Here is an 11,675-nt window from a genome sequence, read left to right on the forward strand (position 1 = left end):
CTCTCCCAAGTGAAATTCAGGGGGTCTTGACCCAGCGCCGGACCTTGCCGCTATCAAGGTCGAACATGTCCAGCACCCTGCCCAGCGTGTGATCAACCATGTCGTCCAGGCTGGCAGGCCGTGCGTAAAAAGCCGGGACCGGAGGGGCGATGATCCCCCCCATCTCGGTCACGGCAAGCATGTTTTGCAGATGGCTGCGGGTCAGCGGCGTCTCGCGTGTCATCAGCACAAGCCGGCGACGCTCTTTCAGCGTGACCTCGGCGGCGCGGCTGATCAGCCCCGAGGTTACCCCCTGCGCGATCTCGGCCAGCGTCTTCATCGAACAGGGCGCGACAATCATGCCCATGGTCCGGAATGAGCCGCTGGAAATGCTCGCCGCGACATCGTCTGAACGGTACAGGAAATCTGCGCGCGCTTCGACATCCGACAGCTTGCAGCCGGTTTCATGAACCATTGTCAAAAGGGCGGCGCGGCTGACAACGACATGGGTCTCGATCCCCAGATCACGCAGGATTTCAAGCAGGCGCACCCCGTAGACAAAGCCCGATGCGCCGCTGATGCCCACCGCCATGCGCCCAGGCGTCTCACCGCGGGGGATGGTATGAGCGTTCATGGCTGCCCCCCCGCGATCAGGGCACGGGCACGTTCTTGCGCTGCGGGGCTGATCGTGGCGCGGATGCCGTGAAAATCTGGTCCGCGCGTGGCATCCAGCGCCAGACGCGATGTGGTGCCATCAGAGGTCGAGGATGGGTCCAGCGGGCTGCCCGGCAGGCCAGCGATGGTGAACATGTCGCGATGCGGCTGGAAATGCGTCGCCAGCGCCCAAAGCACCTGGCTGTCCTGGGTGACGTCGATATCCTCATCGACCGCGACCACCGTTTTCAGATAGGGGTCCCAGCCCAGCAGACCCAGCATGACCTGTCGCGCCTCGCCGGGGCGGCTTTGGCGCAGCGCCACATAGGCGTGAAAATGCGTGCCCGAGGTCGGATAATGCAACCGCGTCACCGCCGGGAAGCGGGCCTTCAGCTTTTCAAACATCTCGGCCTCGCGCGGCAGGCGTGCAAGGTTCAGGTGTTCGTCCGTCGCTCCGCCCACCACATCAACCAGCCAGGGCGCGCGTTTGCGCATTATGGCCGTAACGTGGAACAAGGTGTTGGTGGAACGGTCGGAACTGTAGCCCGAAAACTCTCCGAACGGGCCCTCGGCTACATGGGCTTCGGGGTCCAGATGGCCCTCAAGCACGAACTCGGCAGCTGCTGGCACGCCGATCCCTTGCCGGGGTGTGCCCAGCAGTTTCAGCGGCTCTTGCATCAACGCGCCTGCAATCGCCCGCTCATCGACCCCATAGGCCACCCGGGCCGAGGCGGCGAGCATGAACAGCGGATGCGCCCCGATCACCATGGCAACCGGCAAGGGCCGTCCGGCGCTGCGCGCTGTTTCATACATGCGCCACAGATGGCCGCGCGAATGCAGGCTGGTTGCCAGCGCATTGCGCGCATGGCGCATCGAGCGATGATAGCTAAGGTTCGCCACCCCGGTTTCGGGATCACAGGCAACGATGATCGCATTGGTCGCGTAAGGACCGCGGTCGCTGTCGAAATGCCGGATCATTGGCACGTTTCCCAGATCGACGGCATCGCCTTCGGCAACCTCTTCCGCCACCGGACCGCTTTCCACATATTCGGGTTCGATCGGAGAATTGGCGCGGCGCTGATATTCGGCGTGCAGGTTGTCGGGATCGGTTCCAAGAATGCGCGCAATGCGGTTGCGCGAGGCAAAGGCGTTGGTGACCAGGGGCCAGTCACTGCCCGGCACCCGATCGCAGAACAGCATCGGTGAACGGCCTTGCCGTGCCAATGCCTCGACCAGCGCGGTCACGTCCTGCCCGTCTGTAAGGGCAGAAGGCACATGCAGCACATCCTGCGGAAAACGCGCCCGATACTCGCGGGCAAAGCTTTGGAAATCCTGATTCTGGCTCATGTTCGCTTTCCCTGCGGGCCGGATGAAAGGGGTGCGGGGTCGGGGGCCCCGCACCCATGCCTCAGACGTAGGTCGCCTTAAGGCGCTTCTCGGCCTCGGCCAGGTCCTTGGGAGGCTTGGTCGGCTCGAGACCGATCAGACGGGCAATGTTGTTGCCCAGATAATCTTCCAGAATGTCCTCGCTCAGGTTCATCCCCTGCGGCTCGGGCGAGCAGAGAACCTCCAGTTCCCGCAACCACATGCCGGGGTTGTTCGGCGGCGAGTCGGTGCCAAACACGATCTTGTGCGGCGGCAGCTGCTTGGCGAACTCAACGATCCGCGACTGGAAGCACCAGCCGGATTCGCAATAGACGTTGGGTGTGTCCATCGCCATCCAGAAGGCCTCGAAACTATAGTTCCCGCCAGTCTGGATACCGAAATGGCCAATGATAAAGTTGACCATCGGGAATTCGCGGATGATCGGATAAAACTGGGTCGGGATGGAATAGGGACCATCCCCGGTGTGGATCAGCACCACCACGCCCAGTTCTGCGCATTTCCGCATTGCCGGACGCAACCATTCCAATGCGCGATCAGGGCGATAGCCATGCATGTTGGAATGCAGCTTCAGCATCCTGAAGCCGTATTCCTTGACATGAAACTCCAGCTCGGCGGCACCGTTTTCCGGCCCCCAGCGCGGGTTGAAGGTAAAGTTGCCGATAAAGCGGTCAGGATATTTCTGGCAAAGCTCGGCAACGTAGGACATGTAGTCGCGGATGCCCTCGCGGCCGCGGCGGTTCCCATCCCGATAGCCGGTATTTCCGGGCGGCGGCTGAATAAAGCCCATGTCGATCCGGCGCGGCTTGCCGTTGATCATATAGGGGCCGTCCATGAGTTTCAGCATACGCTCGCCGGTAAAGGGCTCGCCCGTGTGCCGCCATGCCTCATCCACCAGATTGGTAGGATGCAGGTGCGTGTCGATGATCATTGTCGCTCTCCGAAGATCTCAGACGAGGGTGGCGAGGTAGTGCCGGTTCTCGATGCCGTGGCGTTCGAGTTCGGCTACCGCGTCCTCATAGGTCGCAGGATGGGGGGTCGGCTCGATGCCGATCATCCGCGCCAGGTTGTTGCCCAGGTAATCCTCAAGCGTGGCCTCATCGAGGTTCATGCCCTGCGGCGGTTCATGGCAAAGAACCTCAAGCAGGTTCAGCCACATGCCGGGTTCATTCGGCGGCGTATCCGAACCGTAAAGGATCTTGTGCGCTGGCAATTCCTTGGCGAATTCTACGATCCGCGACTGCAGGCACCAGGCGGTTTCGCAATAGACGTTGGGCAGTTCCATCGCCCACTGGAAGGGCTCGAAACAATAGACCCCGCCGGTCTGCACACCGAAATGCGCCATGATGAAATTGATCTGCGGGTATTCCTTGATCAGCGGAATCCATTCGGTCGGGATCGAGTAAGGACCGTCCCCGGTGTGAACCTTGACCAGCACGCCCAGCTCGGCACATTTGTCAAGCGCGGGGCGCAACCAGTCCTTGGCCCGGTCAGGCCGATAGGCGTGCATGTTCGCCTGGAACTGCACCATCTTAAAACCATGCTCGGTGACATAGCGCCCGATCGCCTCGACACCGTTCTGCACGCCGCAGCGCGGGTTATAGACGAAGCAGCCGATGAAGCGATCCGGGTATTTCTGAACCATCTTCAGCGTATAGGCCATGTATCTGTCGATGGACTCGCGCCCTGAAAGTTCGCCGTCGGTCCAAGTGTAGATGGTGTTGCCTTGCGGCGGCTGGATAAAGGCCTTGTCGATGCGGCGCGGCTTTCCGTTGATCGTATAGGGGCCGTCCATCATCTGGATCAGGCGTTCACCGCTGAACGGCTCGCCATCGTGCTGCCATGCCAGATCGACCAGATCGGTCGGATAGCAGCTAGTGTCGATGATCATGCTTGGTCTCCTTCTGCTCGGCTCCGCTGTGGGGCCGATGGACAAGAAAACCGCCGTGCCCATCCCATGACGGACCGCTTGCAGCGCCCGCGCCTGACTTGCGCCGAACAACTTTTCCCGACAGTGGCGATTTCCTTCAGGCCAAGGTTGGCATCACATCACCCATTCGTATAATATCGCTTTCATGTGATGGTGAGATGTTTTGAATATGGACCTTGCCGATCTGCGTCCCTTCAACCTGCGCACACTGCGCTACTTTCTCGTGCTGGCCGAGGAACTGCATTTCGGCCGTGCTGCCGCACGTCTGAACATGTCCCAACCACCGCTAAGCCAGCAGATTCGCCAGCTGGAGGCCGACCTGGGCGCCGCGCTGTTTTTGCGCAGCCATCACCATGTCGAGCTGACCCCCGCCGGACATGCGTTTCTTGAACAGGCGCCGCTGGTCTTTCAGCAGCTGGAAAAGGCAGTTACGACCGCCCCCCGTACTGCAAGCGGCCAGATCGGACGGCTGGAGATTGGTGTCATCAGTTCATCCCTGGTCGGCGTGGTGCCTGCCGCACTGGAAACCTTTCGTGAGCGCCATCCGGAGGTTGAGTGGCGCCTGCACGAACTGACACCGGCACGCCAGATCGAAGGCTTGCTTGAACGGCGGATCGATATCTGCCTGTTCCGCATGCCCCCCGCCCGCGAAGGTCTGCATCGCGAGTTGATTCAGCAGGAAAAGCTGATGATCGCCCTGCCCCGAACCCACCCGTTGACCGAACGCGAGGCGATGGCGTTGACCGAACTGAAAGAGCAACCCTTTGTCATGTTCGGTCTGCGACAGTCGCATTTTGCCGACTATCTTTACCAATGCTGCGTCAAGGCAGGGTTTGCACCGCAGATCCGCCAGCAGGTGCTTGAGGTGCAGTCGCTGCTCAGCCTTGTCGCCGCGAACATGGGGGTGGCCCTGTTACCGGCCAGCATGGCATCGCTTGCCCCTCAGAACGTGGTATTCCGCGACATTATCTCGGCGCCCCGAATTCCGCTTTACGCCATCTATCGTCAGGACGACCCCTCACCAACGCTGCAAGGTTTCCTGTCGGTCATCCGCGAGCTGGTCAGCAAAGAGCAGGCGGCGCAGGGCAGCGACCGCCGCCCCTAGCACTTGCCTCATCTCCGGGCGGCAAGCCGCGATCACTACAGGTTCAGCAAGCCCTTTTGCCGCAGGATAAAGACCAACTGCAGGATACCGACGACGATCTTGGTCCACCAGCTCGACAGCGTGCCGTCAAAGACGATGCAAGTCTGGATCAGCCCCATGGTCAGCACACCGACCAGCGTGCCAAAGACATGGCCCGCTCCGCCTGTCAGCAGGGCTCCTCCGATCACCACAGCGGTGATGGCGGTCAGTTCCGTCCCCACAGTCGCCAGCGAATAGCCCGGGCCGGTGCAGATCGAGAGCACGATCCCCGACAGCCCCGCCGTCAGCCCCGAAAAGGCATAGACCCGTATCGCCCTGCCCTGCCGGACCCCCATCAGCCGCGCGGGCGCCTCAGGGCAGACGTTCGCGGCTGTTTCTGCGATGATTTCACAGGCCCTCCGGAAGGCAAAGTCCCCCGCTGGTGCCGAGATTTGGCAAATTGGTCGGGTCGGAAGATTGGCTGCAGAGACAATATCTTTCTCATAGCTCTGCTACATCCCAGCGGCTCATCCTCCTGCCGATCGCTTATCCGCTAAAACGCATCGGGCCCGGTATCCAGAACCCAAACCATCAGCCAGGCAAAGCTGTTCATAACTGCCGCCCTGCCCTGCTTCCGCAACAGACCCTCACGTCGGGCACGAGCTATACTCAATGCCTCATCCGGCGGTCATGTTCCGGAACAGCTGGCTGCTTTGGGTTGACCAGCCCATGCAGATCCCGCAAGGGCTCAGCATCGGTCCGGTATGTGAAGATTTCAAAGGATTCCCGATGACGCAGCCCGATAGCGACTTCACCGTGACGCCCCAGGTTCAGGACAAAGGGCTGGCCCGCCAGCGGCTGCGCCTGTGGGTGCATATGCTGAAAGCGGTGCGCCACATCGAAAGTGATCTGCGCGACCGCCTGCGGCGGGATTTCGACATGACGCTGCCCCGCTTTGACGTGCTGGCTGCGCTACACGCTGCACCCGAGGGACTGAAGATGACCGACCTGTCACAGCAGCTGATGGTCTCGAACGGGAATGTCACCGGCATTGTAGACCGGCTGGTCAAGGACGGCCTGGCCGAGCGGCAGATATCCGAGACCGACCGTCGCGCTTTTCTGGTCCAGATCACACCTCAGGGCCGCCAGCTGATGGACCGAATACTGACCGTACATCTGGCCTGGATCGATGACCTGCTGCGGGACGTCTCCGAAACGGACATCGCCCGCGGCATCGCGATCATGATGGATATCCGCCACAAACGCCCGATCTGACAGCCTGCTGGACGAATCATCTCACACTCTCAGCTTTGCCCCGCACCCTGCAGCCAGTCCTGCTGCACAGAGTGACGGGATGATGACCCTGCCGTGACGCCATCAAGGCATTGCCGCACCCGCAAAATCACAGCAAACCTTTAAGAGCAAAACGATTTCATCAAGCCGTAGCAACATTGGTTATGCTTGGCAGTCCAGATTTTCTGCTGTGCGGCAATGCCTCCAACTTAGGCATCTGAGTAATATTCGCCAGGAATTCATTTTAATCTTGAAATAATAAGAAATATGCATTTGCATATATTAAGGCGCAATGTCGCCCAGGGAGGACATGATGAACACCACAAAGCTTCTGGCCGATCTGGCCGGGGCGCTGGCCCATGGCGAGGTCACGATAGTCGACTGCTCTGCCGTTCTGGGCCCGCAGACACCCGTCCTGAAACTGCCGCCCGAGATTGCAGACGACACCCCGGCGGTAGAGATTCACAAGATCTCGGAATACGGTGACCGTGGGCCTTATTGGGCGTGGAACTGGCTGAAGCTTGGCGAACACACCGGCACACATTTCGACGCGCCCAAGCACTGGATCACCGGCCGCGATTTCGCGGATGGCACGACCGACACTATTCCACCGCAGAACTTTGTCGCCCCCGTCAACGTCATAGACTGTTCGGCCGAGGCTGAAACCGATCCCGATTTCCTGCTGACCCGAACAGGGATCGAGGCATGGGAGGTCAGACATGGTGCCATCAATCCCGGCGAATGGGTGCTTATGCGCACCGACTGGGATCGTTTCAACGACGACGCAGACCGCTTTCTGAACGCAGATGCTGCGGGACCGCATACGCCCGGACCGTCGGTCGATTGTATCCAGTATCTTATGGAACGAGGGGTACTTGGCTGGGGCACGCAATGTATCGGCACTGATGCGGGTGCTGCGGGCTGCTTTGATCCGCCCTATCCCGCGCACAACCTGCTGCATCTTCACAATCGTTATGGGCTGGCCAGCCTGACCAATCTGGACAAGCTGCCGCCCAAGGGGGCGATCCTGATTGCCGCGCCGCTCAAGATCCAGAACGGCACCGGCTCGCCCGTCCGGGCACTGGCACTGGTACCAGGCGCATAGGCGGGACTGACCATGACCTCCTGTGATATTGCCATCATCGGCTCGGGGATCAACGCATTGACTGCCGGGGCGATGCTGGCAAAATCCGGCAGACGCGTAGCCTTGTTCGAGCGTGCACCGGTCGCGGGCGGCTGCATCCGTACAGAAGAGCTGGCGCCCGGCTATCTGCATGATCCGCTGGCGACTACCTTTGTCCTTTGGGTCACCGGCGGGGCGCATGGCGCGCTTGCGCCCGATCTTGCCAGCCACGGGGTCGAGTTTCTGACGACCGAGACGCCCACCGGCGTCCTGCTGCCCGATGGCCGGTCGCTTGGCTGGAGTATGGATCGCGCCGCCAATATTGCGGCCTTTAACGCCGCACATTCTGGCGATGGCGACCAATTAGGCCGCGATCTGGACGGTTTTGCGGCCAAGGCAGAGCTACTTTTCGGTCTGATGGGCGGCGACCCGTGGTCCCGCCAGACCGCGCTTTTGCTGGGCAGGGAAACGTGGCGGCGCAGGCCGCATGGGTTGGCCTCGACCTTGGGAGAGGCGCTGATCTCGATGCGTGGCTGGCTTGAGACCAGCTTTCAATCCGACCTCGCCCGCGCCGTTTGGGCCCCCTGGTGCCTGCATGCCGGACTGGGCCCGGAGGCCGCATTCTCAGGTCAGATGGGTCAGATCATCGGCTTTGCACTTGAGGCCGCGGGTGCACCCATCATCAAGGGTGGTGCCGCGCGCATGGCACAGGCGCTGCTGGCCATCATTACGGAACATGGGGGCAGCATCCGCACCAATGCCGAGGTAGCGCGCATCACCACCACCCAAGGTCGGGCAACCGGCATTGAACTCGCAGGCGGTGAGCGGATTGCAGCAGGCAAGGTACTGGCTTCGGTCACGCCCAACGCACTTTATGCCGGGCTGACCGACATCCCTGAGCGCCGCGATGATTTGCGCAAATACCGCTATGGCAAAGGCAACTTTCAGCTTCACTACGCGCTCAGACGGCCTGTCACCTGGGCGACGCCCGGGCTTGAGCGCGTGCAGCTGCTGCACCTGACGCCCGGATTAGACGGGGTCTCAAAGGCCGGGAATGAATGCGCGCGGGGGCTTTTGCCAGAGGTGCCGACGATCTGTCTTGGCCAGCCCTGCGCCGCCGATCCATCGCGCGCGCCCGAAGGCGCCGCGACATTGTGGCTGCAGATGCCCGAGGCTCCTCGCCATGTCAGGGGCGATGCTGCCGGGTTGATCGACGTGCCCCCTGACGGGCGCTGGACCCCGGCCCTGCGCGAAGCCTTTGCCGACCGGATCGAAGCGATCCTGCTCCACCATATCCCCGATCTGCGTGAGAGCATCGTCGCCCGGCGCGCCATCTCTCCGGCTGATCTTGAGGAGTACAATCACAATCTGGTCGGCGGCGATCCCTATGGCGGGGCCTGCACGCTGGACCAGCTTTTTGCCTTTCGTCCCTTTGCAGGCAGCAAGCGGCACGAAACCGGAATCAAGGGATTGTATCATATCGGGGCTTCGACCCACCCCGGCCCTGGCCTCTCGGGCGGGTCAGGTTTTCTCGTCGCAAAGGAGCTGGGCGCATGAGCCGCGATCTGGAGCGATTTACCCCTTATCTGATGAATCGCATCATGGCGCGCTATAATCGTGGGGTCGAAGAGATATTGCGCACCGAGGGTGTCAGCGTCGTGCAGATGCGCACACTGGCCGTGTTGCTGGAACACGGCCCCCAGACGGTCAACGACCTGTCCGTGCTGACCGTGGTCAAGCAATCGACCCTGTCACGCACATTGGACCAGATCGAGGCGCTTGGCCTGATCCGCCGCGAACTGGATCCCAGCGACAGCCGTCTGCGCATTATCTGCGCGACCGAGGCGGGCGCAGCTCTTCATGCCAAGGTCTGGCCTGCAATGCTGGCAGCACAGGACCGGCTGCTTGCTGCCCTGGACGCATCCCAGCGCGAACACCTGAACGATTTGCTGACCCATATCCTGCGCAGCATCCGCCATCACGATTTCTGACCCATTCCGGGGCCAGCGGCCCCGACCAAGAACAGGGAGATACCACCATGGCAGAGCGTTCCTTCGCCAAGGAAGTAAAGAAACTAAAGATGGGTGCCGGCGAAACCTTCCGGGGCGAAGGTATCCTCGCCGTCACCAAGGCGCTTTTGGAAAACGGTGTCGGCTATGTCGGCGGTTATCAAGGCAGCCCCATTTCGCACCTGATGGACGTACTGGCGGATGCACAGGAAATTCTGGGTGAGCTTGGTGTGCACTTCGAAGCCTCTGCCAATGAGGCGACGGCCACCGCCATGCTGGCCGCCTCGGTCCACTATCCGATCAGAGGCGCGGTAACCTTCAAATCCACCGTGGGCACCAATGTTGCATCAGATGCGCTGGCCAACCTTGCCTCGGGCGGGGTGACAGGCGGGGCACTGATAATCGTGGGTGAGGATTATGGCGAGGGTTCGTCGATCATGCAGGAACGCACCCATGCTTTTGCGATGAAATCGCAAGTCTGGCTGCTTGATCCACGACCCAACCTGCCGTCGATCGTCAAGGCCGTAGGGGACGGGTTCGAACTGTCGGAAGCATCCAACACCCCAGTCATGCTGCAGATGCGCATCCGGTCCTGCCACGTCTATGGCCAGTTCACTGCCAGCAACAATCGCCCGCCGTCGATGACGGTTTCGGAGGCGCTGGAAAACCCCAGGCGCGACCTGACCCGTATCGTACTGCCGCCCGCGACCTATCTGCACGAAGAGGAAAAGCTCACCAGGCGCTGGCCCGCAGCCGAACGGTTCATCCTTGAACGCGGCATCAACGAACGCTTTGGTGACCCGGCTTCCCGCATCGGCATCATCCTGCAAGGCGGGATGTATAACACGCTGATCCGGGCACTGAACCGCCTTGGGCTGGCCAGCATCTATGGCGACACACAGATCGACATGTTGTGCCTGAACGCGGTCTATCCGCTGGTCGAAGGCCAGATCCTCGATTTTTGCGAAGGCAAAGATGCCGTTCTGATCGTCGAGGAAGGCCAGCCCAATTTCATCGAACAGGCTATCGGTCACATGCTCTACAAGGCTGGCGCCCGGGTCATCTTGCAGGGCAAGGGCATGCTGCCGATGGGGGGTGAATATAACGGTCAGGTGCTGGTCGATGCGCTGGGGCTGTTTCTTGAGACCCATGCCCCCGAGCTGCTGCCTGTCGCCAAACAGGCGGTGAATGAGCCGGCAACACCGATCCCGGATATCTCGGCCAAGCTGCCCTCACGGCCACCCGGCTTCTGCACCGGCTGTCCCGAGCGCCCGATCTTTGCCGCCACCAAGCTCGTGCAAGAAGAGTTGGGGCCGCACCATATCTCGTCCGATATCGGCTGCCACCTGTTCTCGATCATGCCGCCCTTTGACATCGGGGCCACGACCATGGGTTATGGCCTTGGCCCGGCCTCGGCGGCAGCCCTGCGCAACAAGGACCCAAAGGGCAAACGCTCAATCTCTTTCGTGGGCGACGGCGGTTTCTGGCACAACGGCCTGACCTCTTCGATCGGAAACGCGGTCTTTAACAAGAATGACGGCGTGATCGTCATCGTGGACAATTTCTACTCATCGGCCACGGGCGGGCAGGATATCCTGTCTTCGCGCGCTGACAACCCGACCAAAACGACGCAAAACCCCATCATCGACGCCGTAAAGGGCATGGGTGTCAACTGGGTACGCCAGATCGACCGCACCTATGACGTGACCCTGATGCGCGACACGATGAAAGAGGCGCTCGCCTCGGATGCCGAAGGGCCAAAGGTCATCATCGCCTCGTCGGAATGCATGTTGAACAAGCAGCGCCGCGAAAAGCCCTTGCTGGCCCGGGCGGCAAGGGACGGCAAGCGTGTGGTAAAGCCCCGCTTTGGCGTGGATGAGGACATTTGCACCGGTGATCACGCCTGCATGCGGTTGTCGGGTTGTCCGTCGCTGTCAGTCAAGGACACGGGCGATCCCCTGCGCGATGACCCCGTAGCCAGCATCGACCAAAGCTGTGTCGGCTGCGGCAACTGCGGCGAGGTCGCCGATGCAGCCGTGCTTTGCCCAAGCTTCTGGCAGGCCGAGCTGGTCTCGAACCCCACGCGCGGCGAATCGCGGCTGGCACGTTTCGCGCAGCGCATCATCACCCGGCTGCAAGCGCGCCGCGAAGCCCGCCGCATCGTCTTTCAATGAGGCCCGC

The 11,675-nt window shown here is 61.3% G+C and carries 11 protein-coding genes; 6 read left to right on the plus strand and 5 right to left on the minus strand.

Annotated elements, in window-relative coordinates; translation table 11 throughout:
- Window positions 1-16: 16 nt before the first annotated feature.
- The 4 genes from PARACOCCUSGL_RS0107135 to PARACOCCUSGL_RS0107150 form a co-directional block, all read right to left on the minus strand.
- The gene (locus PARACOCCUSGL_RS0107135) at window positions 17-613 is read right to left on the minus strand and encodes a UbiX family flavin prenyltransferase (RefSeq protein ID WP_010394686.1); all 597 of its coding nucleotides are present in this window, start codon (window positions 611-613) and stop codon (window positions 17-19) included.
- Entirely contained in the window at window positions 610-1,980 is a 1,371-nt protein-coding gene (locus tag PARACOCCUSGL_RS0107140) for a UbiD family decarboxylase (protein ID WP_010394689.1), read from the minus strand. The genes PARACOCCUSGL_RS0107135 and PARACOCCUSGL_RS0107140 overlap by 4 nt, the downstream gene beginning before the upstream one ends.
- A gap of 61 nt (window positions 1,981-2,041) precedes the next feature.
- Window positions 2,042-2,947 carry an amidohydrolase family protein gene (locus tag PARACOCCUSGL_RS0107145; RefSeq protein ID WP_010394691.1) on the minus strand — a complete coding sequence of 302 codons (906 nt, stop codon included), beginning with the start codon at window positions 2,945-2,947 and terminating at the stop codon, window positions 2,042-2,044.
- A gap of 18 nt (window positions 2,948-2,965) precedes the next feature.
- The gene (locus tag PARACOCCUSGL_RS0107150) at window positions 2,966-3,907 is read right to left on the minus strand and encodes an amidohydrolase family protein (RefSeq protein ID WP_010394694.1); all 942 of its coding nucleotides are present in this window, start codon (window positions 3,905-3,907) and stop codon (window positions 2,966-2,968) included.
- A gap of 208 nt (window positions 3,908-4,115) precedes the next feature.
- On the opposite strand from PARACOCCUSGL_RS0107150, the gene PARACOCCUSGL_RS0107155 reads away from it, so the two are divergent.
- A complete protein-coding gene (locus tag PARACOCCUSGL_RS0107155; protein WP_010394696.1) occupies window positions 4,116-5,051 on the plus strand; it encodes a LysR substrate-binding domain-containing protein in 936 nt (311 codons plus the stop codon).
- A gap of 35 nt (window positions 5,052-5,086) precedes the next feature.
- On the opposite strand, the gene PARACOCCUSGL_RS0107160 is transcribed toward PARACOCCUSGL_RS0107155, so the two are convergent.
- Window positions 5,087-5,425: an inner membrane ABC transporter permease protein YjfF gene (locus tag PARACOCCUSGL_RS0107160; protein ID WP_010394697.1), complete on the minus strand. Its 339-nt coding sequence runs from the start codon at window positions 5,423-5,425 to the stop codon at window positions 5,087-5,089.
- Window positions 5,426-5,858: 433 nt separating this feature from the next.
- Here PARACOCCUSGL_RS0107160 and PARACOCCUSGL_RS20375 point away from each other — a divergent pair, with 433 nt between their 5' ends.
- The 5 genes from PARACOCCUSGL_RS20375 (at window position 5,859) to PARACOCCUSGL_RS0107185 (ending at window position 11,668) form a co-directional block, all read left to right on the plus strand.
- A complete protein-coding gene (locus PARACOCCUSGL_RS20375) occupies window positions 5,859-6,344 on the plus strand; it encodes a MarR family winged helix-turn-helix transcriptional regulator (protein ID WP_138918307.1) in 486 nt (161 codons plus the stop codon).
- Window positions 6,345-6,672: 328 nt separating this feature from the next.
- Entirely contained in the window at window positions 6,673-7,467 is a 795-nt protein-coding gene (locus PARACOCCUSGL_RS0107170) for a cyclase family protein (RefSeq protein ID WP_010394700.1), read from the plus strand.
- A gap of 12 nt (window positions 7,468-7,479) precedes the next feature.
- Entirely contained in the window at window positions 7,480-9,042 is a 1,563-nt protein-coding gene (locus PARACOCCUSGL_RS0107175) for an NAD(P)/FAD-dependent oxidoreductase (protein WP_010394701.1), read from the plus strand.
- Window positions 9,039-9,476: a MarR family winged helix-turn-helix transcriptional regulator gene (locus PARACOCCUSGL_RS0107180; protein WP_010394702.1), complete on the plus strand. Its 438-nt coding sequence runs from the start codon at window positions 9,039-9,041 to the stop codon at window positions 9,474-9,476. The genes PARACOCCUSGL_RS0107175 and PARACOCCUSGL_RS0107180 overlap by 4 nt, the downstream gene beginning before the upstream one ends.
- Before the next feature lie 47 nt (window positions 9,477-9,523).
- The gene (locus PARACOCCUSGL_RS0107185; RefSeq protein ID WP_010394703.1) at window positions 9,524-11,668 is read left to right on the plus strand and encodes an indolepyruvate ferredoxin oxidoreductase subunit alpha; all 2,145 of its coding nucleotides are present in this window, start codon (window positions 9,524-9,526) and stop codon (window positions 11,666-11,668) included.
- Window positions 11,669-11,675: the final 7 nt, after the last annotated feature.

This window comes from Paracoccus sp. TRP, from assembly GCF_000185925.1.
GTDB lineage: Bacteria > Pseudomonadota > Alphaproteobacteria > Rhodobacterales > Rhodobacteraceae > Paracoccus > Paracoccus kondratievae.